The organism is Microcoleus sp. B7-D4, assembly GCF_036705125.1.
In the GTDB taxonomy this organism is placed as follows: domain Bacteria; phylum Cyanobacteriota; class Cyanobacteriia; order Cyanobacteriales; family Microcoleaceae; genus Microcoleus.
The window spans coordinates 4748-31443 of the sequence record NZ_JAUBTT010000028.1; the positions used below are offsets into that span (position 1 = coordinate 4748).

Here is a 26696-nt window from a genome sequence, read left to right on the forward strand (position 1 = left end):
GTCAGTCAGGCGATCGAGCAGTCAGTCAGGCGATCGAGCAGTCAGTCAGGCGATCGAGCAGTCAGTCAGGCGATCGAGCAGTCAGTCAGGCGATCGAACCGATGTTCTCGATCAAACCGATGTAGGTGATCGAACCAATGTAGGTAGCATCAGCGTTAGCGAGGAAATATAAAGAAACTCTTCAAGTTTCTTACTTTAAGATCGAGAGATAGTAGAAAGTGTAGTCAAGGACATCAGCAATCGGTGAAGTTGGCCCTTCCCGATCGACTAAAACAAGTCTGGTGTGTAGATAAGCGGACATTTTTGATGACAGGCGCACTCTAAACACAGGCGGTATCTTAGGCTCTCGTTTTCATGAGAAAGCCTGCATTTACAAGGTTAGTTCTATTGCCTGTTTTGTTCTTTCACACTCAGCGCAGAGCATCCGCAAACCATGACATCCAAAGTTTTAGGCATAGACATCAGTAAAAAAGACTTTCATGTCGTTTTACTGAAAGAAAGTGGTGGCACCAGACTCAAAAAATTCACCAATAATAGCGCAGGTTTTGAGAGTTTACATTCTTGGCTCAAACAACTTGGTGTTGAGGAAGTTCATGCTTGCATGGAAGCCACCAGCATCTATGGAGAAGCCTTGGCAGAATTTCTCTACCAAGCCGGATATCAGGTCAGTATAGTCAATCCAGCTCGGATTAAAGGGTTTGCTAAAAGCGAACTCCTGCGTACCAAAACAGACTCCGTAGATGCAGCACTGATTGCCCGTTTTTGTGCGGCTGTTAAACCCTCATTCTGGACGCCTACGGCACCAGAAGTTAAAGAATTACAAGCCCTGTTGCGACGACTAGATTCCTTAATGGAAATGTTTACTGCCGAACAAAACCGTCTGGAAACAGCCACAGCAACTGTTGCTTCCCTTACCCAGGAACATTTGGAGTACCTCAAACAACAACAAGCACAGATAAAACAATTAATTAGCGACCATTTTGACCGACATCCGCATTTGAAACAGCAGCGCGACCTTTTAACATCAATTCCCGGAATTGGAGATGTGACAGCTTCTGTATTTTTAGCTGAAATTGGTCGGATTGAGGATTATAAGAACGCCCGTCAGTTAGCTGCTCATGCAGGTTTAACTCCCTGTGAACGCAGTTCAGGAACGAGTGTTCGTGGCAAAACACGTTTATCTTGCACGGGCAATGTCCGACTGCGAAAAGCATTGTATATGCCGGCGGTAGTGGCAATGCGTCACAATCCGTTACTCAAAGCTATGAGCGAGAGATTATTGGGTCGTGTCCAGGTCAAAATGCAGGTGATTGGTGCTTTGATGCGGAAATTGGTGCATTTGGCTTTTGGTATTTTAAAGTCCCAAAAGCCTTTCGACCCCAATTATTTACTTGCTACCCCTTGACTTGTCTAGACAGTATCTACGTAATTACGCTCGATGCACCAATCCGAAAAGGTAGGTTTGTATTTATGGGTGGGTGGGGGCGGGTTTTCGAGATGGTCTGTTTCAGTCAGAAATTGTCTGTAAAACCCGCCCCTACAGAATTACGATCGATTCACAAAACACGATATAACTAATAACTAATGACTAACATAAAATTTCTGCAACCAGGAGATTTGCTCAAAGTAATTGCCCCTAGTGGCAGTTTGCGAGAATCAACCAACTTTGAACGGGGTGTAGAAATTTGGAAATCCCGTGGCTATCGACTTGAATTAACACCGGGTTTTGACGATCGCTGGGGCTATTTGGCCGGTTCCGATGAAAACCGCGTCCGACAGTTGGCAGATGCCCTCAATGACCCGGATTGTCGCGGTATTCTGTGTGTTCGAGGCGGTTTCGGCAGCACTCGACTTTTGGAAAAAGGAAATGTGGGAGATTGGGCAAATTCCCAATTTCCAACTCCCAATTCCCATTCCCCGAAATGGTTAATCGGCTTTTCCGACATTACTGCTTTGCTGTGGAATCACGACAAATTGGGCATTTGGGGCGTTCACGGGCCGATGCTGACAACTTTGGCGGATGAACCGGATTGGTCTGTCGATCGACTTTTTGACTGCATAGAAGGTCGTCCCTTACAATCTTTGCAAGGTAAAGGATGGGGCAGATCAAAAGCCACCGGGCGGCTGTTTCCTGCGAATCTGACTGTGGCTTCTCATTTGCTCGGAACCCCGTATCAACCGGATTTGACCGGGGTTATTCTCGCATTTGAGGATGTTTCCGAGGCTCCTTACAGGGTCGATCGAATGTTGACTTTGTGGCGGATGGCGGGGGCTTTCGCTGGGGTGCGGGGCATTGCTTTGGGGCGCTTCAGTCGCTGCGAGATTGAGCCGAGTATTCCCAGTTTTAGCATTGAAGAGGTTTTGCGCGATCGGCTGGGGGACTTGAATATTCCGATTGTCTCGGATTTGCCCTTCGGGCACGAGGGAGTTAACGCTGCTTTGCCAATGGGAATTATGGCGAGTCTCGACGCTGAATCGGGATTGCTGATTTGTGGCGATCGATCGCAACTTTAGATTAGGGCTCAACGTCTATAACTTTAACATGAGATTTTGCACCCGCTAAATAGCCGGGTTGGGTGAGGTTGACACGGTTGGCAGAAATTACATTTAAAATGGATTGTGTATGCAAATGTCGGCACAAAAAAAGCAAAAAGATTTTAAAATTTTCCAGAGGTTGATATGAAAGCACACAACTTGTTAAACAGTATTGCTGCCGCAGTCCTAGTTACGGGATTGGCACTTACCGGAATTTCCTCAAGTGCGGTTGGCGAACAGATAGGTAATAACGATCGCATTGACGGAGTAATTCGTCGCACTTCCCCGATTTACCGTTTCCGAAATATGTGGACACCCGGAACTCCGACGGAAGAATTGCGCGGTCAAGAATACACATTCAGCGCAAGGGAAGGCGACAACATTGAAGTTTTTTTAGATACAGATAGAAGTCGCGGTTTTACTCCCGTCATGGTGCTGTTTTACGGGAACAACAAACAAGTCGCTTTTACGCTAGACCGTTCTTTTAATTATCAAATTCCCCGTACTGGCGATTATAAGCTTTTAGTGTTAGCAAAAGATGCAGCCAGGGGCGGTAGCTACACGCTGGAAGTTTCGGGAATTGATGGGGGCAACAGACGATCTCGCAATTCGCGGGACGATTGGTACACGAGGCGAGATGACGGCCGAAATGACGGTCGATATGACAGAGCACAGCTTCTGGAAGATGATTTTGGCTTGCGGTCTGTTGATTGTCGCGAGAGACGTTCTATGGTGAGAGTCAGATTTGACGATGGAAATCAAGACTCGACTTACTGCGCTGTCCCGACTAGAAACTTTCCGGCGGGAGATTATTACTACAATTCGCGGAGTAGAAATTTAGATTCGGCGAGGCGGAATGATAGTAGATTTGATGCGGACCGCGATCAATGTCGGGTAGTGGTGGGCGGAGTCTGCGTGACGAGATAGTAGGGTGCGTCCCTATTTACAATCTAGAAATAAACTCGAAAATGTCACAGCGACGCACCCTAAAAAATACCGTGGGTACGTCGCTATTTACAATCTAGAAATAAACTCGAAAATCTCGCAGCGGCCCACCATACTTACGGCTGCGTCGCTCTGTATAATCTACAACTAACCTTCATAACCGGGTTTTTCACGCTCATCTGTAAGCTGCAACGCGTCTTTCGGAAAAAACCTGGTTTATGACTACCCGTGCGTTCAGGATTATTGGTATATTAATAATATTAATGATGTGGCAAAATGTATGAGCGTTAAAGAACTTGAAACAGCAATTATGAACTTGTCAGTTAAGGAACTATCCGAACTCACTACTTGGCTGATAGAGTATCGCCAACAGGTTTGGGATAGGCAAATTGAAAACGATTTGGAGGATGGGCGGTTAGATGCGCTACTTGATGAAGTCGATGCAGAGTATGAAGCGGGATTGGCTAAAGTGTGTCGATAATCACCATTTTACCAATATTGTTTTCTGACTCTACTTTTTCGCGGATGCTGCTCTCATAAATTTGCTTCGCAAGCTTTGCGACTTCTTCGTGACTTAGGAATGAAAAATCAATAATATCATGTCCGATCGATTGACCATAATATCCCGGTCGGGCGGGTTTTTGAGATTGTCAATTATTGGCAGATATTGTTGGTGAGGGGAACCCCTACCTGATGTCGGGCGAAGCGAAGCGGAGGGAATCGACCGGACATAATATAAGTTGTACAATTAAACCCCAGAAGCCTTGCTCCAAGGTAAACTATTGCTCTATTAGTCACCTTATTTATTTTTAATTCCTTAATAGGATTGTTTGCCTAAATAACTTCCTAGCGCTAATTTTCATTATAGAACTTTCTTCATTATATCTTATGCCAATACTCCCGACAGTTTTTAAGCAGCCAGAGTAAGCTGTTACGCATTTAAACAACTAACGAACCAGGTAAGGTGCGTCAGCTAGAACACTTACGCTTACAAGGGAAACGCTTATGTACTGACGCACCCTACAATTGTCCTTTAAATGTCGAACAGCTTACCATAAGACAAGACTGAAGAAAGATTAGGATGATTTAAAATCAAATCTGGGTCTAAATCTAACTTGTCAATCAAGGTACAAAGTAGGTGTTTATTGAATTCCAGACGTTTATAAGAGGTTATTGAAAACACAAAAGACTTGGCAGATGAATGACAAGTAGAGAGTTGATGTTTAGCTAAATTGAAGGCAATAAGACTGGCATTAAAATGAAAATTAAGTCGCGGTAAATGACGAGCTTGGCAATCAGACAATCCCGTAAATTGCTTGACATCACGAAGAATAAATTCGATATGAAAACGAGCCTGATAATATTCAACAATTTGCTCAGGCAGCAGGTGAATATCAGTGCTAAACAATAACGCATTTTTGATATTTCCCTTGGCTTGAACCTCAGAAATACAAGCCAAACTCATCTGGCAATTTAAACAACAACTCGCCTAGTACCAATGTATATAATGAAACTCCCGCTTTTATTTTTTTAATAAATTTAAGACGACTCAAATCACTAGAGTTAAATTTACCATCATATTTGTGAGGTGCTCCCAGTTTTTTTGTTCACCTTTATAGAGATAGCGTAAGTTAGCATCAACTCGCTCGCTTGCCAATAAAGTTTAAATTTAACTCCCGCACAGCATCCCAGAATTTAGAGCGATATTAATAGCCATCAGCGACCATTTGTACGTACAGAACTAGGGAAGAAATAACGAGTATTATTCAAATGTTTTGCATAGTCATCAACTCTTGTGATGTCAGGCTTTGAACTTGAAAATTCCGGTTTTTTTCGACTTTTTTTCGACCAGCAATTCTTCGGATTTTGGGGCATTTTTTCGCGGGCTTTATTTGAGGGCGTGATGGAGTTTGCTGTAGGCTTAAGCTATAAGATAAACGACTATCTATTTCGACAATAGAAATTACAGGAATTTCCAACCCCTGTTCCGATTTACCAGCTACACCCTTATAAAAATAAGCTTTACCGTCAGTCTTTTGGCCAGTTTTTATAAAAAAAAACACTCAATACCAGCAATGACTGTGTGTTCAGGATTTAAGGCAGATTCGAGCAAATATTGATTAAATGGTGGAAAGTTAAAGCTTTTGAGAAAGAGAGGACGGTAGGTTTTTTCGCTCAAACAACTATAACGACTGAGATTCGTGAAGTTGACAAAACAAAAGGATCAGCAAAATATTTTAGAATAAAGTGATTAAAAACTTCTTTTGGGGTTGACTAATCCTCGGCATTTGTTGTAAGATGGATTCCATAATTTTCCTAATGGAATCTGTTAAGATTGTGTGATTTTATAGCTTAACCTAAAAGAGCGCCTTTTTTTCTGTTCATTTTGGGTTCAGATTGCACTCACTTTTTTCGCTTCTGTGCTTTATTGCGTAAGCGTTGCTTGCCGAAGGCATCGCATCCCTATTTAAAAATAGTCCGGAGTATTGTTACAAACCACTCAATTTTGGATAATTGAGCAATTGCATAAATGTAGATAAACTTTGAAATCAGAGAAAATCCAAATGAAATCTTTCAGCAGAAAACTTGGTTTGGTAGAAATGTGGATGGCGCTCGGCCATGACGTGGGAGGTGGACTAATTGTAAATGTTGTCTATCTGGAAGGGATTTTAACACCGGATGTTGTTCAACAAGCTCTTAAATTAGTCCAACAGCGTCATCCCATGCTCCAAGTTTACATTGTTGAGTCTGAGGATGGATTATATTTTCAATCGTCAGGAATAACGGAAATTCCAGTCCAAATTATATACAAAAAAGATGAAAATGAAGCAATTAAACTTGCCGAGAAAGAAATACATACAAAATTTACACTAGGGAAAAATCCTCTGTGTCGCCTAACTCTTTTGTATTCTCCTCAGAATCAAAATACCTGTGAAATGATTATTACCTTTCATCATGGAATTGTAGATGGCATATCATGTATGCGCTTTATTGATGACCTGTTATTTTATTGTCAAAAAATCAAGGATGGAGAGAATATATCTCAAGTAGACTCCCTAGAATTTATTCAGCCCATAGAAAATTTAGTTACTTATAATATTACCAGTAAAGAACCAAGGGAAAATCATCCACTCGCAACTGAACAACCCTCTCTACCACCCCAATTAATTATTGAACATCAAGCATCCGCTAACGAACGTTTAACTCGGATGTTACCGCGAATGCTTAGTCAAGAAAAGACTAAGATACTAATTGATAAATGCAAACAACAAAAAACCACAGTGCATGGTGCTATGTGTGCGGCAATGCTATTTGCTGCTGGTAAATTACTATCAATAGATACACAGGCAAATTTCTCCTATGGTTTACCTGTAGATTTGAGAAAATATTGTGAGCCTGAAATCACAGACCAAAATCTAGGTTGTTTTATATCTGTGCTGGGTTTTAATCAGTTAGTTGAGCCAAATACATCTTTTTGGGATTTAGCTAGAGAATGTAAATCCCAAATACATGATTCTTTAATTAGCGGTGTCCATATAACTAGACTACAAGAAGGTAAATTACGTAATCTTGACATGGATTCCATGAAGGAACTCGTGATTAAGTCTATCTTGAGTAAAGAAGATACTATGGGAAGAAATAATCTTTTTGCAATTTCTAATAGAGGCAAATTTCAATTCCGGCATCAAGCCGATAAGCTAAAGGTTAAGGAATTCTACTTTGCTTTTCCTCAACATATTAGTGGTGATTGTTTTTGGTTAGGTGTTCTCACGCTAAACGAGCAGTTATTTTGCAATTTTATTTATGTAGAACCTGTAATCAGCGATCGAACAGCACAGTTATTTGCTGATGATGTGATGACAGTCATAGAAAAAGTGTGTATCAATCCAAATTTGACGTTAACAATGTTGTGTGAGTCAGTCACACAAAATTAAACTCTTTTAATTTCTGGGATTTATTTGACAAAAATATAAGTTTATTCTACAATATTTACGTCAACAAATGGTAAAAATCAAATAATATGAACTGGGACAATAAGTCACTTGTAATTTATTCAAATTTTCCCTTTCATGTAGAAGATTGGTCTCCTTTATCTGTGAATAAAGGTATTGGCGGAAGCGAGGAAGCGATCGTTTACTTAAGTCAAGAATTCGTTAAGTTAGGCTACGCGGTTACTGTTTTTAATCGATGCGGTGATATGGAAGGGGAATATAATGGAGTAGTTTATCAGTCTGTTGATAAATTTAATCCCCAAGATAACTTTAATGTCTTAATCTTTCATCGGGCTTGGACACAACCTATGCTAATGAAAGTGAAAGCCAGAAAAACTGCGGTGTGGATGCACGATAACCCGCAATTATTTCCTCCTTTAGAAGAGTCTCAGCGTTTGGAATTTCTGGCAAGTTTTGACAAACTTTTTATGTTGTCAAATTTTCATAAATCTCTGCTGCCAGACTGGATTCCTGAAGACAAGATTTTTTTAACAACCAATGGGATTAATCTCGAAGATTTCAATTTAACAGGAATTGCTAGAAATCCCAAAAGGCTAATTTCGATTAGTGATTATACAAGAGGTATTGAACATTTACTTATACACTGGGATAAAGTTATCAAAGAAGTACCAGATGCCGAGTTTCATGTTTTTTACGGTTGGCAAGTGGTTGATGCTTTAATTAATTCACAATTAATTAATAAATTTCCACAATTACCAGTTCAAAAGCAAAAATTAGTGCGTCTTTTCAACCAGAAAAATGTTTATGAACATGGTAGAATTGGACAACAAGAATTAGTTGAAGAATTATTCAAATCGGGAGTATGGGTTTATCCTTGTCATACACCTGAAAGTTTCTGTATTAGTGCTTGGAAAGCGCAAGCTGCTGGTTGTGTTCCGGTGGTGACAACTTATGGAGGTTTAGATGAAACTGTGAAATCAGGTATCCGAATTAAAGGGCCTGCTGGGGATGAGGAAACTAATAATGCTTTTATTGCAGCAGTGATTGACTTGTTAAAAAATCCTGAGAAACAAGACTCTTTAAGACAGGAAGCATTAGAACTTAAAGATTCATTTGGCTGGGATAGAGTCGCTCAACAATGGCATCAGGAGTTTATATCGGCTGAAATTAAGTAGAAAATAATGAATCCACAACCCGCATTTTGAATGTGGTTCAGGGTTCAGGTGATTCAGCCGACCCACCATACAACCGCTATCTTTAGGCCGTCAAGATAGTAAAAAAGTCCTGCTTATTTACCATTTTTTTGACGTAGTGGCTCGAAACCCGCCACTTCTGCCAGCGTATAAAGTGGCCGATCCTTCACCTCCTCGTAAATCCGCCCTATATACTGACCCAAAATCCCAATACTGACCAACTGCACCGCACCCAAAAAGAAAACCGCCATAATCACAATTGTCAAACCAGTTAATGCCGAACCAGGAGAGAAAAGACGCCAATACAAAACCAAAAAAGCCATCAAAACAGACACGAAAGCCGAAAATAAACCCAAATAAATTGACAGTTGCAAAGGAACTTTTGAAAAAGACACTAAACCGTTCATCGCCAAAGCGAAAGATTTACTAAAGGTATACTTAACATCGCCAGCAAAACGCGGATCGCGTTCAAACTTAACTGCCGTTTGTTTAAAACCAATCCAAGCGCGCAATCCCCGAATGTAGCGGTTGCGTTCAGGCATGGCATTCAGTACGTCCACCACGCACCTATCCATCAAACAAAAATCTCCGGTATCTATCGGAATATCAACATCAGCAAGATGGCGCAAAATGCGATAATACATATAAGCCGGCAACCGCTTAAGCCAACCTTCTTGACGGCGTTGAGTGCGCTGAGCGTAAACCACTTGATAGCCCTGCCGCCACTGTTCTACCATATCCATAATTAGCTCTGGCGGGTCTTGCAAATCGCCGTCCATGATGACTACAACTTGACCTCTAGAAAAGTTTAAACCAGCAGTTACAGCTATTTGATGACCGAAATTGCGCGCAAAACTGAGGTAACAAATTCGCGAGTCTTTTTCGTGCAATTCTCGCAAAAGTTCGAGAGAGCGATCGCGACTGCCATCATTGATTAAAATTAATTCTACTGGGCCGTCCATTCGAGCCATCACGGCACTAATTCGCCGGTAAAGTTCAGCTAAATTTTCTTCCTCGTTATAGATGGGAATTATCAAGGAATACTTAGGTCTATCGTTCATCGCAGTTTATTTAGGGGAATCAGGTTTTCAACTGTTAAATCAAATAAATCCAAAGGTTATTTTTTCACAAATACACTTAGTGGCTCCATTGACCATTTTTGTAGGTAAATTTGATTTTTTACAACCATCTCTTTTCCTTGTCGGTCGTCATTTTTTGTAGCTGAGTAAATTATGGCACAAGGGGTAAAACTTTTGTAAGGTTCCGAGTTGAGCTTTTGCTGGACAACAGGATCGATAGTGGAAATGTGCTCGATGCGAGGTGCTGGTTTTCCCGACTCTGCAAACATTACCCACAAGGGATATTCCCAGACATTTTTAGCCCAAAATGACAGTCCTATATTCGTGCAGTTTTTAGATTTAACAAAATCTACTGCTGTATTGTAAGCAACCTCGATGTTCGGCCGACTTGCAAAGTAAAGCTCGTGTCTGCTGCTATTAAAAATGTTACTATCTCCCAGAAGAGGTCTAAAGTTGTTGTAAAAAATCCAAGGTAGCGACATGACAATCAGAATGGCGACCAGATAATTCGCTATTTTATGATTTGATAATTCCGATGCGGCTAATCCAAATAGTGGGGAAAATAATACAAATATTGACATGTGATGTCGGCTGTGCCAAGGCTGCAATTTCAGCAGAAGACACAGCAGTAAAAATGCCATTATTACAGCACTTAAATAGGTTAATACTATTTTTGTTTTTCTCCAACTTGGGGTGTTAAGTATAAGTGGGATCGTGGCAAGTGTCAGCCAGAAGTGAATGGGATTTGTAGCTGTGTTTTCATTAAATGACGGTGTAGCGATCGCAAATACTTGTCCGGGAGGCCAAGTGATGCGCGGGTCGTTTGTAGCTACGCCCAATATTCTGTGCAGGAGGTTGATACCTCCCACAATTATACCATTAATTCGGGAAATCCTCGTACCGGCTTGCATACCTAAATTTCTAATTACATTTGACAGAAAAGTTGGCAGGGTAAATACTTCTATTTTATATTCTTTAGTAAAACTTTGAGGTGCTCCGATCGCATAACCGAATAAATCGTAATTTCGCCAAAAGTGACCGATATTCAAAACTAAAGTCACCGTGGCTATTATCAAAATTGGTGGCAGCATCTTCCCCCGAAAAGATTTAATTCCTCCTACAATAAACCAAACAATAAAAGGGAAACAAAATATATAAGCTGTCGTTTTGGTCAAGAGAGCTAGACCCAAACTCGCACCAATTTTAAAAGTATTAAACCCCGTAATTCCTGCGGAGAGTCCTGCTAAACCGCAGCCAACAAAACAAACTACCCAGAAACATACAGCATAATCGTTTTGAGTGCTAGAACCCTGGAGGATACCCATGGGCAAAGTCGCAGCAAAAACAGCAGCAAAAACTTGACCGCGTAAATTAGCGCCCAGTTGCTTAGCAATTAAAGAAACTGCGATCGCGCTTCCCACCATACTCAACCACTGTACCAAATTAGCAAAGCGATCGCCCCCGCTTAAAATCTGAAAGTGCATAATCGCAAACTCAGCCCAAGGCGGGTGATACAACTGTGGCACATAAGAAGTAGGATAATGCTCGACACTACGGTTTTGCATCCAGTGCACAACCCGGCTCATGTGATAAGTCATAGAATCCCAATTGTTAGGCGGTGCAACTACAGCAATCAAGCCCACCGCAGCAAAAATAAATAATACACCGCCTAGCAACCCCAGTAAGAAATTCGGAAATTTCTCATCTTGATTTTTCTCCACAATTGGCTGGACAATTTTAAATTTTAGATAAAAAATCAACAACAGAATATCTACTACCAACCACAGCCCGAACACCCACTCAAAAGTCAGCAACCTAAATAAACTAAAAATTTCAGTAGATAAAGCAACAATAACTCCCGCCACAATTGCTGCGGACAAAATAGCGCTGCGCCAACAATTATCTATTTTATGAAATATGAGAAACAAAATGCCCAGAGCCACCAATGGAATCAAGCCGAATATATCTGTTATCATAGATTGGGAGCCTGAATTTAAGACAGGACGCTCAGCGCGGGAAGGCTAAAACCCAGGTTTTATTGTTAATTCCTGGTTGTCTTTCCCCACTGTTTTATAGTATAAACCATGTGGTTTGCGTAAGTCCTCTAACAATTACCATCATAACGGAGAGATAAACAAATCATGGCTAATTCTAACTATCTTTGGCAAGCCAATCAAGACTTAAGCGAAGCTTGTCTGCAACATCCCTTTGTCAGAGGCATTGCTGACGGCAGCCTGCCCCAAAATAGTTTTGCCTATTACGTTGCACAAGACGCATTTTTTCTGGGAGCATTCGCTCGCGCTTACAGTATCGCTGCGGCAAAAGCACCCGACTGGGAGGGGTTTGAAATTCTCCACAATCTCGGTAGCGGCGTTTTAGAAGAACTTCGTTTGCATCAAAAATATGCAGCCAAATGGGGTGTAAACTTGCAAGAGGCAAAACCGGGAATTGCTACCCGCCGCTACACAGATTTTTTATTAGCGACAGCCTGGGGGAGTGGTGTAGGTTTGACAGTAGCCGCCATGACTCCTTGCTTGCGGTTGTATGCTTTTTTGGGACAGCAGCTAGCTAAACCTAATATACCGGAACACGCCTTTAGGGACTGGATTTCCACCTATAGCAGCCCGGATTTTGAGATTTTAGCAAAGCGGCTGGAAAGTTTGGTCGATCGCTACGCCGAAGCGACGCCGGAAGTAGAAGCAACCTATCACTACGCCATGCTGTGCGAAAGAGACTTTTTTCAGGCAGCTTGGGAAATAGAGTAAATTAAGTTTGGGCAAAAGATATTAAGAGCGATCGCCCCTAAGCTACCCACAGCCAACTAGCAAATCTCACGGAAAAGCGCAGCAGATATATACCAAACAATCCCATCAACCCGTAACCCCAACGAGGCCTATCCGCCAATAACAAGCCAACACCTATTGACAGTGGCACAATACCGTAAGCGTAGCGCTCTACCGAGTGTAAAGCTCCCGAAGTAACCAGCAGGGCCAAAGAGCAAAAACCGAAGCAAATGATTGTAATGCTCAACCTTTTTCGTAAATACCACAACAAAAAGCCACCGCCAAAAACCATCCCAACTTTAGTAGCACCGGACAAGCTGAAACTGAACAAGTCCTTAAATATCTCCCACCAAGTAGGCTGAGGCCAGTGTTTTTGGATGTGAATAAATGCTAAAGGATCTCCCAAATTAATAGCACAATATAAAATAAATGAAAAAAACCCGATCGCGCTACCAAAACCCGCAGCATAAGCCAGGGGAGGTCTTTTTTCCCTCCAAGCTGTCAGCAAAAAAGTAGGTATCAGGGCTACTCCTGGCCCTCTAGTAGCAGTCGTCAAAGCTCCCCAAAAAGCCGCCCAAATATACTCGCCCCTTTCAAAAGCTCGTAAAGCCGATGCTGTCAGGAACAAAAACAATCCTTCTGTGTATATGACAGTGCAAAATAGTGAGAACGGACACCAAGCTAGCACAGCAGTTGTCCACTTGGCTGCACCAGTATCGTATCGCTCTTCCACCCAAAAGTAGACCACGGCTAAGGCACCCAGAAAGGCCAAACTATTGATGAGTACCCCTGCTACTTCCACTTGCATTCCCAGAGTCGTCAACCCACGCATCAGCAAAGGAAACAGGGGATAAAAAGCCACAGAATAGTTCGGCCCGTCATCTGCATAGGTGTAGCCTAAATTAGCGATTTGGACGTACCATTTACCGTCCCAGTGCGAAAACAGTTCCCAGCCACTTTTGGGAAGGAAGCCACTGGCAAAACTTAGAGGGGCCCAATCCTCTGGCGGGAGGGAGGCTAAAGGAGCAATTATCTGCATCCCGATCGCAATTACCGATCGGCTCAGAAACCACATAGCAATTACAAAAATTAGCCCGTCCCTGCTTTTGGAGCGCGGACGGTGCCCAATTACTTCTAACCCTAAATCAGTATTTGTCATCCCTAAAACAGCGCAAGACTGTAGATTGAGAATTCAAGTATAGTCCGCTGCCAGCGAGATCGCCAAATATATACGCAAGTACAGCCGTACTGCTAATTTTAACGTCCCAGTTTATTGGGAATCCCTTCGCAGCCGCCGGGAATAGTCTCTCTCGACTTCGAGCCGCACCAAGCGCAGCAGTAATAGCGCTGCTCCTCCGACAGCCGCTTGACACCGGTGAAATCAACACGTTCAACCACAGCGCCAGTATGTTCCCCCGTTTGATAGTTGGGAAATTCGGTACGGCTGCGGGGAGATGCAGTTTGTGCCGAGCCGTAGAATAATGCGGCTGCTCTCATGTCGGCGCGAGCGAGATTGGCGTCGTACAAGACAGCGCGCGAGAGGTTGGCTTTCACTAAATCGCACTTGCTGAGATTGGCGCGGACGAGGTTGGCTTCGCTCAAATCCGTCCACCGCAAATCGGTGCCAGCCAGGTCAGCACCCGCTAACATGACATTGAGATCGATAACGCGGATACCGTGCTCTCTATCTTCAGCGTAGCCGCCGTCGCCGTCAAAGATGGGGCGGCCTAAAAGCCGATCGCGCTTCAGAGGAGTAACCAATCTAGACTGCGACAAAAACCGCAGAATTTTAGCTTTACCTTCAGCATCTACACTGCTCATAATCGCAGCCGTGCGGCCTTCTGCGATCGCCCTTTCCTGCGGCCAGTCTTCCAAAAACCCTTGTTCGTCAAGGGCTAAGTCCGAAACCCCTTGAAAATAAGCATCGATCGTTTGCTGCTGCGTAATTCGATTTTGCTGAATCGTCAAATCTTTCGAGATCACGTACTGCCGCCAAGCCACGTAAACGCCCAAAATTGCGATCAAAATTTGGCCCAAAGCGCCGATCAACTCGCCGAGAGCCCCGATGGCGTCCCAGTTGATTTGGATGTTGCGGCTTCCCGGTTCAGTATTACTACCGCTGAGCATCAGCAAGCCAACAATCCCAGCTAAAAGCCCGAAGCAGGCGACGATCAGAGTGCGCCAAGTCGGCGGAATTACCTGCGCCCAGATTTTGCCCCAACTCGGCCACATCAGTCGCAGCGATATGCCGATCGCACCGACAGCGCCAATTAAGCCCAGCCAAATGTTGTCATTGGCCAGCCCAAAAATCATCGCTGCGATCAACCCCAGCGTCAGCGCCGCCCCCGACTTCTCAGCAGTCGTTTGTTCCGGCTGCTGGGGCAGAAAAACCTTGCGAGTTGGAGGCGGCGGCACCGGTTTTTCCGGTTCAGCAGTAGCGACGATTGTCCCTGATTCTGGTGGCACAGTAGGGTTCGCACCGTTCTGACTTTCTACAGTCACGTTAGATTCAGGGCGATTGGGTTGAGAAGAGTTGTTTTCTGGTGTCATGCGTTGAGGCAAATTCTAATTTTAGCCGATCACTAAAACGATTTTAACTAACCTAGCAGTATTCTAGATAATATTACAATAGAAATCTCCACTAATTACACTCAAAAGAGGTAACGTACTATGACCCTCGTACTCCCCAATCTGCAAGAAAAACAAATGGGTCAAGTTCTTACAACAATCACCGTAACGAATCGCATCGATCAAGTCCTAGCTGAGCGGGGGTTCATTCCTGCGGGTGAAATTCGTTCATTAACTCTCGATAAAGTTTTAGTAGATACCGGAGCCACTCTGCTTGCCTTACCAGCTTTCATTATCAGCCAGTTGGGTTTAAGCCAGCTTGGAGAAACCTATGTAGAAACTGCTGCGGGAATCAGAAAAGGGCGGATTTTTCAAGATATAATGCTGGAAGTTGAAGGGCGACAAGCAGTGTTTGACTGCCTGGAAATGCCCGAAGGAGTTGATGCGGTTTTGCTGGGCCTGATTCCGATGGAAAGGCTAGGCTTAGAACCAGATTTAAAAAATCAACGGCTGCGAGTATTGCCGATGAATGAAGAACAAACATATCTGATGGTTTAATATTCTAGCGGACGAAACAGCCCAAAGATGTACCATAAAATCCACTCAAAGAGGTAACATAATTATGACACTCGTACTCCCCAATCTGCAAGAAAAACAAATGGGTCAAGTTCTTACAACAATCGCCGTCACGAATTTCATCGATCTAGTTATGGCTGAACGGGGATTCATTTCTGCTGAGGAAGTTCGCTCTGTGACGATCGATAAGGTGATTGTCGATACCGGAGCGACACTGCTTTCCCTGCCAGCTCTCATTATTAGCCAAATCGGTTTAAAACAAGTAGGAGAAAGAGATGTAGAAACATCGGCTGGCATCACAACAGGTCGAATTTTTGCCGGCGCTCAAATTATTGTAGAAGGGAGAGAAGGGAGATTTGATTGTTTAGAATTGCCCGAAGGCGTTTCTGCTGTTTTGCTGGGCGTGATTCCAATGGAAGAACTAGGATTAGAACCCGATTTGAAAAATCAACGGCTGCGAGTATTGCCGATGAACAATCAGCAAACATATCTGATGGGTTAGTCGATCGGCGTTTACCGCACCACAAACCTCTGGGCTGTGATTCCTCTCATGTCCAGTCAATCGATTTTAGATTTTAGATTTTAGATTTTGGATTGACCCCACGGATAAATTCGGGGGCTTGAGGATTTTAGATTTTAGATTTTGGATTGATTCCACGGATACATCACGTGGCGGGTACCATCAAGAAATTCTTGGTCAATTACCCGCCCTCAAAAATGTTTGTAGTGAGGACTAAACTCCTCAGAAAAAAATTGAGTAATTTATTCCTCATTCTTAAAAAAATATTGATTTTGAGAGGTTATATATTATTAACTGCGGTTTAAAAAATGCTCAAAAAACTTAGTTTTTGGGTATATGTAATAAGTTTTTTGCCCTACATCTAGCGAGCCGAATAAGCCTTGAGTAAATACAGGTCAACCGTCCCTAAAATCAAAACAATTATCCCTAAAAGCAACTCCATACTAAACCTTTGAGCATTGCCCAAAGCGACAAGAATTTGCTGTCGCACCACAAACGCCAACAGCCAGCAAATCTCCGCCTTCAGCCAAACCAAAAGGCCTCGCCCCAACAGATATTGCCGGCGAGCGTTCTCAGAATTAATCGGTACCGGATAATTAAAAGTATGCCGATAGCGCGATACCGCAGTTAAAACCGCAAAAATAATCGCAGCCACAGCCGGCACGATCCAAATCGTCACCTTGTCGCCCCAAGCATCAGCCACCCCCCCCAAGCCGAAATGAATCGGAATTCGATCGGGCAAAACCGCCCAAAACTTGACGATGAGCAAAACAGCCAGCAAAATCGCGATCGCACCTAAAAGCTCTACCGCCACTAAAACAGGCGAAAGCCCCAGAGAAATAACCGGCCGTTGGTTTGGTGCGTTTCCAGTCATGGCTACTTAACTAACAAGCGGGAAGTCCCGCACTCTAATGGTAGTCCGTTGAGTGCCGGGATGAAAGCGTACAGAACAAGTGGGTTCGATGCCCACTTGTTCGCTTTGCGATCTTTGCAGATCGGCAAAACCTTTGATATAATATTTACTATTAATAGCAATTACCAGTAAGTAAATGCTACGCAAAGTTGTCAAAGTTCGTTTATACCCTACCGATCGGCAGTCCCAGCATCTGGCACAGAGTTTTGGTTGCGCTCGTTGGTGGTGGAATTACGCGCTTAATAAGTCCATTGAAGTCTATCAAGAGACTGGCAAAGGGCTGGGACAATCTGCATTAAATGCTTTACTGCCAGCACTAAAAAAGGAATATGAATGGTTAAGTAACTGCTACAGTCAAGTGCTACAGGCGGCTACGCTTAATCTCACGACTGCCTATAAAAACTTTTTTGACAAAAGAGCTCAGTTTCCTAAGTTCAAGTCAAAAAAGCATAAGCAGTCGATTCAATACCCCCAAAATGTTCAAGTCGTTTCTGACTCTGAACTCAAGTTCCCTAAACTTGGAGTAGTCAAAGCAAAATTACATAGACCGATTGACGGAAAAATCAAAACTGTCACAGTTAGCCAAAACCCTTCGGGTAAATACTTTGCTGCAATTTTATTTGAGATTGAAGGTGAAAATCCAGAAATTTCTACCTCTGGGAAAATCGTTGGGATTGACTTAGGATTAAAACACTTTGCGATCGTTGCCGACGGCACTAAGATTTCTCAGTTTGAGAATCCTCAACATTTTGTAAAATATCAACAAAATCTCAAGCGTAAGCAGCAAAAATTAGCGCGTAAAAAGGATGGTAGTAATTCTCGCAAAAAAGCTAAAAAATCAGTGGCTAAGGTACACGAACGGGTAGCCAATAGTCGGCATGATTTTCTGCATAAACTCAGCGCAAATCTGGTCAACAAAAACCAAGTTGTCATAGTAGAAAATCTTCATGTTAAAGGCATGGTTCGTAATCATTGCTTAGCTAAAGCTATATCTGATGCTGGCTGGGGAATGTTTGTCAATTTCCTGAGCTACAAATTAGACCGCACAGGCGGTAAGTTAGTAGAAATTGATCGATGGTTCCCTAGCTCCAAAACCTGTTCAGTTTGTTTGCATCAAGTCTCGGAAATGTCTCTAGATGTGCGCGAGTGGACTTGCTCTCACTGTGGCACTCATCACGACAGAGATGGCAATGCTGCAACAAATATCAGGAATGAAGGTATCAGAATGCTAAAGACGGATGGAACGGCCGTTTCTGCTGTTGGAGGGGAGGTAAGTCCAAAGGTGGGGCGTAAGTCCAATCTGAGGCACTCCCCTACGAAGACAGAAGCCCACGCTGTATGCGATAGCATCAGCGCTGGGTAGTTCACAATTAGATTAATATTGGAAATAATAGTATTGGTTCCAATTTCCTCCCCCAACAGCTTTCGTTGGGGGTTTCCAAACATCCCGCGAGGTTCTATGACGGCTCAGGTCTTGATTGAAAAGAAAAAGTTAGAAAAACCGCCCCTAACAATACACACATTAGGCGATCGCGTCCTGCGGCAGCCAGCTAAGCGCGTCAAAAGCGTCGATGCAGAAATTCGGCAGCTAGTCCGAGAAATGCTGCAAACCATGTACAGTGCGGATGGCATCGGTTTGGCAGCCCCCCAAGTCGGAGTCCACAAACAAGTAATCGTCCTCGACTGCGACCCGGAAAACCCCGCCACACCCCCAATGGTTTTGATCAATCCCACCATCAAAAGTAGCAGCAGCGATATCTGCATCTTGCAAGAAGGGTGTTTGAGCATTCCGGGAGTTTATTTAGAAGTCAAACGCCCAGAAGTCATTGAAGTCTCCTACCGCGACGAATACGGCCGCCCACAAACCCTGATAGCAACAGATTTACTGTCGAGGGCAATTCAGCACGAAATGGATCACCTCAACGGAGTGCTGTTTGTAGACAGAGTAGAAAACAAGCTGGCACTGAATGAAGCATTAGTCAAGCAGAAATTTTCGCCAAAGGCAGTAAAATCAGTATGATGGCAGGAACTCCGAAAAGTGGTTTACTATTAGCTCTTTCGTGCATCACTGCGATCGCGGCAGTCGGCTCCATCTTTGAGCTGTCATCGGGAGAAGCTCAACTTGGCAATTTAGTCACGGGCATCATCCTCGCCCTGAGCGTACCGCTAACTGGCATATTTTTCTATGCTGCCGTTCAGGATGCCAGGGCAAATCTATAAGCAGAGTTATTAGTCATTAGTCATTAGTCAGCAGTAATTAGTAATTAGTAATTAGTAATTAGTCAGCAGCTAACAACCAATAACTGTGGAATAAAGATTGCTCAAAAATAACATCAGCTAACAGCTCGTGAGCTCATGACCAATGACTAATGACTAATGACTAATGACTCATAACTCATGACTAATGAAATCGGATTTCTGCGACAAGTGCCAGCCAAAGATGCTCTGGAAACCCCAGTATCCAAGTACCAACTTTCTGAAGAAGGGGAATGGGTCATCGGACGCGATCGCAATTGTCAAATAGCTTTAGAGTCGATCGCCCACGGCATGGTTTCCCGTCGCCACGCCCTGATCCGTCCCCTAACTCAGGGTACTTTGACGAGATGGGAAATTTGCGACCTCAACAGCGCTAACGGAACTTATATCAACGGAAAAAAGCTCTCTGGCTGCCAAACTTTAGAAACAGGCGATCGCATCAGTCTCGGTATTGACGGCCCTGAATTTATATTTGAATCTCCCGTAATCCCTTACCAAAATCAACCCGGATTAAGAGCACCACAAACGGGCAATTTTGCTGGTAGCGAAAAAGACGCTCTCACTTTAACTCAATTATTCCCGATCGCCTCCACTGGCAAACAATTAAGCCAAAAAGCTTACTTATATCCAGGTATCGCCACAGTTATTGTTGTCGTGTCGATGTTTGTCGCCGTTGGAAATTCCGCAGCATTCAACTTGCTGCTGTCAGCTTACCTCGCCGGTGCGGCTTACTACTTTATCTATCAACTATGCGGCAAACACAAGCCTTGGTGGGTATTGCTTGGTTCGGCTTTAGCTACAGTCCTGATTCTGAGCAGCCCCTTATTAATTGGATTTATATTCGTATTTAGAGAAATTTTGCCCGGTCGCCTGCCAATCGAAGGCGAAACAATCAGTTTTTTGCCTTTTTTGACCAGAATGTTTTTCGGGGCGGGTCTGATGGAAGAATTGCTGAAAGCCCTGCCCGTTTTGGGAGCCATGTTGCTGGGAAATTGGCTGAAAAATCCCTGGCGCGATCGAGTCGGCGTTTGGGAACCTTTAGACGGAATTCTGTTAGGAAGTGCCTCGGCAGTCGGGTTTACACTGTTAGAAACTCTGGGACAGTACGTTCCCAATGTCATCCAAAATGTCACCCTGCAAGCAGGGCCGGACGCCGGACAATTAGTAGGATTGCAGTTGCTAATTCCCCGCATTTTGGGTTCCGCCGCCGGACACATGGCTTACAGCGGCTATTTGGGATATTTTATCGGTTTGAGCGCCCTCAAACCCAGGAAGCGCTGGCAAATTTTGGGCGTAGGTTATTTCAGCGCTTCGGCACTTCACGCTTTGTGGAATGCGTCGGGAGCCGCCAGCGTACTTTTGTTGGCGTTGGTGGGAGTTTTGTCCTATGCGTTTTTGGTAGCCGCGATTTTGAAAGCCAGAGCTCTGTCTCCGAATCGAGAGCAAAATTTTGCAACTCGAATATTTTCTGAAAAGTGACTTCTGACCATTGGTAACAATTTAAGCTAAGAAAGCATTTGTCAATCAGCAATTATGCTCAACATTTACTCGGATTTGGGCATAAAACTGAGATTTGGGCGGTTGAGGAATCATGCCTCCCATGATATTTATACGTACTTTCTCTCAAATCGTGAATTTTCCACTCTTAAAAAAGCAGTTTTTTGAGTAATATTACTGATTGACAAATGCAATTAAGTCTTAACTTGTTACCAATGCTTCTGACTGCTTAATTGTTAAGGTGCGATCGCACTTCAAGCTGCCATTTTTTTCTTGTGTTTTAACCAGCTTAAACCTGCCAATGCTAAAGCAGTCCCTGCAGCGGTGATTGGTTCGGGAACTGGTTCGGCTTCGGTCTTCATTAGGTCGTAGGAAACAGAGATATCTGAAGCTATCACTTTGTCAACTAGATTTACACTGCCTGGGTTTATGCCTATACTATATAGCTCCCTATACCCCGTGAAAACAGATATCCACCTATAAGAGAACTCCTCGACCGAAGCTATAGACCAAGATGCGTTACCCTGATACTTGACGTAAAAAGGTCCATATGGTTCGTCTGGAGGAATAATTATTTCTCTCGTCGCAGTGTCCTCACCGCGTGCTTGCAGTCCGCGAAAATCGCCTTGATAAAATAAAGCTGTAGCCCCTGCCAAATTGTAGTAGTTTTTGCCTTCTAGTCCCAGATAGTTAACAATGAGAGAAGGGTTGAATCTTCCCTCGGAAACTGCAACTTGTTCCAATCCTATCCCTGTAAGCGAGGAGTTATTCACCTTGAAAAAACCGTTACCTAGACTATGTGCCATATTGAAAGAGTAGGTGAGGACGGCTGCTTGTGCTTGGTCTACTCCTGCTAATGACAGCGCTGCACAACTTAAAATTGTGCTAGCGATCGCACTTCCTAATCTGAGCCTTTGTTTTTGACACATTGTTTTTTATTAAGCTTTACGTAAGTCTAGTTTATTTGAGTGAGCGATCGCCCGTAATTATCCGCATTCTTAAAGTAAATTTTTTTGAATTCCAAGATTGCGGAATGTAAATAACCGAAGTAATACGGATAAGTCATCTGTTGTATTTGTATAATTTATTACTTTCACTATTACTTTTGAACAGAAACCAGAAAAATGTTTGATCGTAATCGCCAAATATTTCGACGGGTTTGTGTTGTTGCGATGCTGCGGACGATCGTCCCAAGGCTGATACACATTTAATAGATTTTGTCAATACGCAATTTCCAGACCTTTTGTCCCAGTATTCGGCCCTTGTGTATGATTCGCTTCTGCTTAATGGCCTGATGCGATAATCGCAACTGAACTTAGAAATTCTTCACAAATAGTTTGACTGTGGTACTATCTGGATGGCTGTGAGTAGCTGAGGGAAGCCAAGGGGCTTGATTCCTGTGGTGGTGGAGGAGAATCCAGGAGTGCTAGATAGGATGTCATTGGGATACGCAAACGTTTTCGCCCAGCGAAGTCAACCCGAACCCCTCCGCATTGGGGTGATTGGGGTTGGCAATATGGGCCAGCATCACACGCGAGTTCTGAGCTTGCTAAAAGATATCGAACTCGTCGGTGTTGCAGACATAAATGTAGAGCGGGGAATAGATGTAGCAAGCAAATACCGGGTTCGCTTCTTTGAAGACTACCGAGATTTGCTCGCCCACGTAGATGCAGTTTGCGTCGCCGTTCCAACTCGCCTGCATCACCCTGTGGGGATGTCTTGTCTCCAAGCGGGTGTTCACGTTTTAATTGAAAAGCCGATCGCGGCTAGCATTGCCGAAGCCGAATCTTTGGTCAACGCGGCTGCTGAGGCCCACCGGATTTTACAAGTGGGTCACATCGAGCGCTTCAATCCAGCTTTTCAGGAACTTGGCAAAGTGCTGAAAACTGAAGAGTTACTGGCATTGGAAGCTCACCGGATGAGTCCCTATTCCCAGCGGGCTAACGACGTATCGGTAGTTTTGGATTTAATGATCCACGACATCGACTTGCTTTTGGAATTGGCAGATTCCCAAGTGGTGAAGCTGACCGCCAGCGGCAGCAGGGCCTCAGATTCAGGTTATTTAGACTACGTGACAGCGACGTTGAACTTTGCTAACGGCATTGTCGCCACCCTGACTGCCAGTAAGGTGACGCACCGCAAACTCCGTTCAATCGTGGCTCACTGCAAGAATTCTCTGACAGAGGCAGATTTTCTCAACAACGAAATCTTGATTCACCGGCAAACAACCGCCAATTACGTGACGGATTACGGTCAGGTGCTTTACCGTCAAGATGGGTTGATCGAGAAAGTTTACACCAGCAATATTGAACCGCTCCACGCAGAATTGGAGCATTTTATTAATTGCGTGCGGGGTGGAAATCAGCCTTCTGTGGGAGGAGAACAAGCTCTCAAAGCTCTGCGGCTTGCGAGTTTGATTGAGCAAATGGCTCTCGACGGTCAAGCTTGGTATCCGAAAGAGCTAGAGTCTACTTTGCAAGTTAGCTAAATCCAGACAAATCGTGTCGTTTCCGGGTGCTTTTACAGTTTGGGTTTGTTGTTCGTTGAAGAGGGTAACTGTTCCCATGCAACCGGATTCGATGTCAGCCGATTTGAGATTGGACAATTCGGCGTCAGGAACCCCATAGCTAAAGCTAGGGGCTTATAGACTGTCCGGCTCTTCGAGCGGGATGGAACAAGCCAAACCTTCCCCTGGCTAAGTCCTTTGAGGACTCCGTTTTGTGAGTCATGACACCAACGAATGCGTAGCCAGTTCGTTGCCCTGTCGCTAAAAGTTAAACAGTTCTAACGGGTTAAGACAGTGCTTTTAGCCGAACAAGCTCATTAAACATTGCCGAGGCTAACATTACACGCAAGTAGAAGAGACGCAAAAATGTCTAATTTTATTTTTGTTCTAGACACTAAAGGGCGACCGCTATCACCCTGTCAACCAGGAGTAGGGCGCTCATTACTTAACGCAGGTAAAGCATCTGTTTTCAGGCGATTTCCCTTTACGATAATTTTGAACAAAGAGGTTGACGCAAGTCCTAAGCCGTTAGAACTCAAACTCGATCCAGGTTCTAAAACTACTGGTATTGCCCTCAAGCAGAGCGACAAGATAATCTTTGGAGCCGAACTACAACATCGAGGACAACAAATTAAAGAAGCATTGCTGTCTCGTCGCCAACTCAGGCGAGGAAGACGCAATCGCAAAACTCGGTATCGTCAGGCACGATTCCTCAATCGCACCCGTCCTGATGGTTGGCTAGCTCCATCCTTACAGCATCGGGTCGAAACAACACTCACATGGGTTCGCAAGTTGATTCGATTTGCACCCATTGCCAGCATTGTTCAAGAGCTAGTGCGATTCGATTTGCAACTAATGCAAAACCCTGAAATCTCAGGTGTTATGTATCAGCAAGGAGTGCGATTCGTTTCTCCGAAAATGGAAGGTTTAGCCGCCTGAAGTGTATGGAGAGCAAGGCTCTCAGTCTATTGTATTGACTGAAACTAAGAACCTTGACAACTTAATGACCATGTAGGTGAGTCCCTGCTGAGCCAAAAGCAAAGATAGCAGGTTGGAGATAAGCCATAACAAGTTGACCTCCATAATAACAAGTCCTACCGCTTAGGTGCTGAGTTGAAAGCGCTACCCAAGCCCATCAGACTAGCAATCCGACAGGTAATTCGTGCAAGGGGTAGTAAAAATGAGGGTAAGCCAGGAGTCTGCCTGATAATCCCCTCTAGCAAGAGATTATGAGCAGCGTACAGCGAAGGTGCTACTAACCATCGTTAGGTATAACCAGTGAAAACAGACTGAAGCCATGAGGCAACACTGGGAGTGACAAAAGTCCATAGGTTTAAGGGAGCTAAACGGGTACCTTGTCGTTTAGCAAGCACTTCCCACAACCTCGGTGGATAGCACCGCTCTAAAATCTCAAACAAATGGTCATTAGGAACGAAGTAACTTTTATATATCTCTCAGTGAGGTCGATACCTGAGCAGGTTGCTAACCGCATGATATGTAAAAGTGGGATTGTGAAAGAAGCTAAAGCCCTCGCGTAATAGGAGGGATACGCAGACGTTCACACATTGATTTGGAAGATAGAGTTGTGATTCAGAGTTCAAATGTCTAATACAGAGTCAATCAAGACAACTGTGGAATGGGAGATAACCGACTGGCGAAAGCTAGAGCGGACAGTCTTCAAGCTCCAAAAGCGAATCTATCAAGCCTCTCAACGTGGAGAGAATCGAACAGTCCGCAGGCTGCAAAAAACGTTGATGAAGTCGAAGTCGGCTAGAATGCTAGCCGTGCGAAGGGTGACTCAGGAAAATCAGGGCAAGAAAACGGCAGGCGTAGACGGGGTAAGTAGTCTAACCCCCAAGCAACGTATGGCACTTGCAAACCAACTGAGGCAATTAAATTACTCCTACAAAGCAAAACCAGTCCGAAGAGTTTGGATTGACAAACCTGGAAGGACAGAAAAACGCCCATTAGGAATCCCTACAATGCACGATAGGGCATCCCAAGCCTTAGTAAAAGCTGCTCTAGAGCCAGAATGGGAAGCTAAGTTTGAACCTAATAGCTACGGCTTCCGACCAGGGCGCTCATGTCATGATGCGATAGAAGCAATATATGCCAGCATCAACAAAAAACCAAAATGGGTACTTGATGCTGATATAGCTAAATGCTTCGACCGAATCAACCACGAGGCACTGCTGAAAAAACTGAATACATCCCCCACCATAAGACGCCTAATCAAGTGCTGGTTGAAAGCGGGGGTGATTGACTGGAGCGGATACGCTAACCGCAAGCAAAAGAAAGTAACCAGCCAAACACTTGAGGGAACACCACAAGGAGGCGTGATATCGCCACTACTGGCAAATATTGCCCTACACGGGTTAGAGAAGAGGCTACTCCAATACATAGAAACCATCACTCTCAGATATCCCAATGGTAAAACAATGGGTAAAAAGGATAAAAGGTCATCCCTTGGAGTAGTCAGATATGCCGATGATTTTGTGGTTTTACATGAAGATATAGCAATCGTCCAAAAGTGTCAGCAGATTACAGTAGACTGGCTAAAAGACATGAGTTTGGAATTAAAACCCGAAAAGACGCCAATCACACATACCCTGAACACAACAACAGGGTTTAATTTCCTTGGGTTTAATATCAGACAATTCGAGGTAGGAAGAAATGCGTCAAAGCGCGGTTATAAAACCATCATCACCCCATCCAAAGAGGCGCTAAAGTTGCAGACATCAAAAATAGGCATCATCATAGAAGGACATAAGAATGCTCCCAAAGCAGCCTTAATATCTAGACTAAACCCGGTCATAAGGGGGTGGTGTAACTATTACAGAGGACAGTCAAGCAAAGATACATTCCAAAAAGCTGACTTCATCACTTACAAGCAACTCAGAGGATGGGCTAGTTGCCGTCATAAACGTCATAGTGGTAAATCCTCAAAAGAATGGAAGTCAATAGATAACAGGAAGTGGGTATTTGCTACTCAAGAGGGTTTATTCCTCATAAATCACTCAGACACAAAGGTTGTCCGCCACACAAAAGTTGAGGGCGTTAAGAGTCCATACGACGGTGACTGGATATATTGGAGCGCCCGAAAGGGAGACTACCCTGGAGTGAAAAAGCAACTATCCGAGTTGCTAAAAATACAGGGCGGAAAATGCGAATATTGCGGATTATACTTCAGTCCTGACTCGCTTGCCGAAATTCATCACAAAGATAGCAATCACAAAAACAACAAGCGGGATAATCTGGGCTTAGTACATAAACACTGTCACGACCAACTCCACGCCAAATCTCGGCTAACCAAAGCCGATAGGGATATAAGTATTATCGAGGAATGGATTGATGACCACCCTTTTTAATCCC

Annotated in this window: 22 protein-coding genes and 1 pseudogene; 16 read left to right on the forward strand and 7 right to left on the reverse strand. The window is 43.9% G+C overall.

All coding sequences use genetic code 11. From position 1 onward, the window contains the following. The first annotated feature begins 433 nt into the window (after window positions 1-433). From QUB12_RS13365 to QUB12_RS13380, 4 genes are all read left to right on the forward strand, one after another. Entirely contained in the window at window positions 434-1405 is a 972-nt protein-coding gene (locus QUB12_RS13365; protein WP_333143994.1) for a transposase, read from the forward strand. Between the two features lie 179 nt (window positions 1406-1584). Then, window positions 1585-2514 (forward strand): LD-carboxypeptidase, encoded by a 930-nt coding sequence (locus tag QUB12_RS13370; RefSeq protein ID WP_333143995.1) that lies wholly within the window; start codon window positions 1585-1587, stop codon window positions 2512-2514. 165 nt (window positions 2515-2679) lie between these two features. Then, window positions 2680-3462, forward strand: a complete 783-nt coding sequence (locus tag QUB12_RS13375; RefSeq protein ID WP_333143996.1) for a hypothetical protein — start codon at window positions 2680-2682, stop codon at window positions 3460-3462. A gap of 298 nt (window positions 3463-3760) precedes the next feature. After that, entirely contained in the window at window positions 3761-3961 is a 201-nt protein-coding gene (locus QUB12_RS13380; RefSeq protein ID WP_333143997.1) for a hypothetical protein, read from the forward strand. 552 nt (window positions 3962-4513) lie between these two features. On the opposite strand, the gene QUB12_RS13385 is transcribed toward QUB12_RS13380, so the two are convergent. Next, window positions 4514-4945 (reverse strand): hypothetical protein, encoded by a 432-nt coding sequence (locus tag QUB12_RS13385; protein WP_333143998.1) that lies wholly within the window; start codon window positions 4943-4945, stop codon window positions 4514-4516. A 1099-nt stretch (window positions 4946-6044) separates the two neighbouring features. Between QUB12_RS13385 and QUB12_RS13390 the strand changes: the two genes are divergently transcribed. After that, entirely contained in the window at window positions 6045-7415 is a 1371-nt protein-coding gene (locus tag QUB12_RS13390) for a condensation domain-containing protein (protein WP_333307118.1), read from the forward strand. An 86-nt stretch (window positions 7416-7501) separates the two neighbouring features. Beyond that, window positions 7502-8608 carry a glycosyltransferase family 4 protein gene (locus QUB12_RS13395; protein WP_333307120.1) on the forward strand — a complete coding sequence of 369 codons (1107 nt, stop codon included), beginning with the start codon at window positions 7502-7504 and terminating at the stop codon, window positions 8606-8608. 113 nt (window positions 8609-8721) lie between these two features. Here the strand turns inward: QUB12_RS13395 and QUB12_RS13400 are convergent, their stop codons facing one another. Beyond that, window positions 8722-9687: a glycosyltransferase family 2 protein gene (locus QUB12_RS13400; protein WP_333307123.1), complete on the reverse strand. Its 966-nt coding sequence runs from the start codon at window positions 9685-9687 to the stop codon at window positions 8722-8724. A 56-nt stretch (window positions 9688-9743) separates the two neighbouring features. After that, window positions 9744-11681: a hypothetical protein gene (locus QUB12_RS13405; protein WP_333307125.1), complete on the reverse strand. Its 1938-nt coding sequence runs from the start codon at window positions 11679-11681 to the stop codon at window positions 9744-9746. Between the two features lie 165 nt (window positions 11682-11846). Between QUB12_RS13405 and QUB12_RS13410 the strand changes: the two genes are divergently transcribed. Then, window positions 11847-12470, forward strand: a complete 624-nt coding sequence (locus QUB12_RS13410) for a TenA family protein (RefSeq protein ID WP_333144004.1) — start codon at window positions 11847-11849, stop codon at window positions 12468-12470. Window positions 12471-12507: 37 nt separating this feature from the next. On the opposite strand, the gene QUB12_RS13415 is transcribed toward QUB12_RS13410, so the two are convergent. Both QUB12_RS13415 and QUB12_RS13420 read right to left on the reverse strand, forming a co-directional pair. Continuing rightward, the gene (locus QUB12_RS13415; RefSeq protein WP_333300760.1) at window positions 12508-13647 is read right to left on the reverse strand and encodes a mannosyltransferase family protein; all 1140 of its coding nucleotides are present in this window, start codon (window positions 13645-13647) and stop codon (window positions 12508-12510) included. A 98-nt stretch (window positions 13648-13745) separates the two neighbouring features. Further along, window positions 13746-15038 carry a pentapeptide repeat-containing protein gene (locus QUB12_RS13420; RefSeq protein WP_333144006.1) on the reverse strand — a complete coding sequence of 431 codons (1293 nt, stop codon included), beginning with the start codon at window positions 15036-15038 and terminating at the stop codon, window positions 13746-13748. 120 nt (window positions 15039-15158) lie between these two features. Between QUB12_RS13420 and QUB12_RS13425 the strand changes: the two genes are divergently transcribed. Both QUB12_RS13425 and QUB12_RS13430 read left to right on the forward strand, forming a co-directional pair. Continuing rightward, on the forward strand, window positions 15159-15614 hold the full coding sequence (locus QUB12_RS13425) for an aspartyl protease (RefSeq protein WP_333144007.1): 456 nt from the start codon (window positions 15159-15161) through the stop codon (window positions 15612-15614). Window positions 15615-15678: 64 nt separating this feature from the next. After that, window positions 15679-16134 carry an aspartyl protease gene (locus QUB12_RS13430; RefSeq protein WP_333107888.1) on the forward strand — a complete coding sequence of 152 codons (456 nt, stop codon included), beginning with the start codon at window positions 15679-15681 and terminating at the stop codon, window positions 16132-16134. 379 nt (window positions 16135-16513) lie between these two features. On the opposite strand, the gene QUB12_RS13435 is transcribed toward QUB12_RS13430, so the two are convergent. Next, entirely contained in the window at window positions 16514-17026 is a 513-nt protein-coding gene (locus tag QUB12_RS13435; protein ID WP_333144008.1) for a DUF1648 domain-containing protein, read from the reverse strand. Window positions 17027-17201: 175 nt separating this feature from the next. Here QUB12_RS13435 and QUB12_RS13440 point away from each other — a divergent pair, with 175 nt between their 5' ends. The 4 genes from QUB12_RS13440 (at window position 17202) to QUB12_RS13455 (ending at window position 20800) form a co-directional block, all read left to right on the forward strand. Further along, window positions 17202-18428, forward strand: coding sequence for an RNA-guided endonuclease TnpB family protein (locus QUB12_RS13440; RefSeq protein WP_333144009.1), 1227 nt, complete (start codon window positions 17202-17204; stop codon window positions 18426-18428). A 96-nt stretch (window positions 18429-18524) separates the two neighbouring features. Next, window positions 18525-19085, forward strand: a complete 561-nt coding sequence (gene def / locus QUB12_RS13445) for a peptide deformylase (protein WP_333144010.1) — start codon at window positions 18525-18527, stop codon at window positions 19083-19085. Continuing rightward, window positions 19085-19285, forward strand: coding sequence for a hypothetical protein (locus tag QUB12_RS13450; RefSeq protein ID WP_199292547.1), 201 nt, complete (start codon window positions 19085-19087; stop codon window positions 19283-19285). Before def ends, QUB12_RS13450 begins: the two co-directional genes overlap by 1 nt. A 177-nt stretch (window positions 19286-19462) precedes the next feature. Further along, on the forward strand, window positions 19463-20800 hold the full coding sequence (locus tag QUB12_RS13455) for a PrsW family glutamic-type intramembrane protease (RefSeq protein WP_333144011.1): 1338 nt from the start codon (window positions 19463-19465) through the stop codon (window positions 20798-20800). A gap of 272 nt (window positions 20801-21072) precedes the next feature. Here the strand turns inward: QUB12_RS13455 and QUB12_RS13460 are convergent, their stop codons facing one another. Continuing rightward, entirely contained in the window at window positions 21073-21747 is a 675-nt protein-coding gene (locus QUB12_RS13460; protein ID WP_333144012.1) for a PEP-CTERM sorting domain-containing protein, read from the reverse strand. Between the two features lie 506 nt (window positions 21748-22253). Here QUB12_RS13460 and QUB12_RS13465 point away from each other — a divergent pair. From QUB12_RS13465 to ltrA, 3 genes and pseudogenes are all read left to right on the forward strand, one after another. Beyond that, window positions 22254-23306, forward strand: a complete 1053-nt coding sequence (locus tag QUB12_RS13465; protein WP_006635844.1) for a Gfo/Idh/MocA family protein — start codon at window positions 22254-22256, stop codon at window positions 23304-23306. 384 nt (window positions 23307-23690) lie between these two features. Continuing rightward, window positions 23691-24221 (forward strand): annotated as a pseudogene (gene iscB / locus QUB12_RS13470) (RNA-guided endonuclease IscB); the annotation flags it as partial. A gap of 704 nt (window positions 24222-24925) precedes the next feature. Next, complete coding sequence (ltrA, locus tag QUB12_RS13475; RefSeq protein WP_333144013.1) at window positions 24926-26692, forward strand: group II intron reverse transcriptase/maturase; 1767 nt, start codon at window positions 24926-24928, stop codon at window positions 26690-26692. Window positions 26693-26696: the final 4 nt, after the last annotated feature.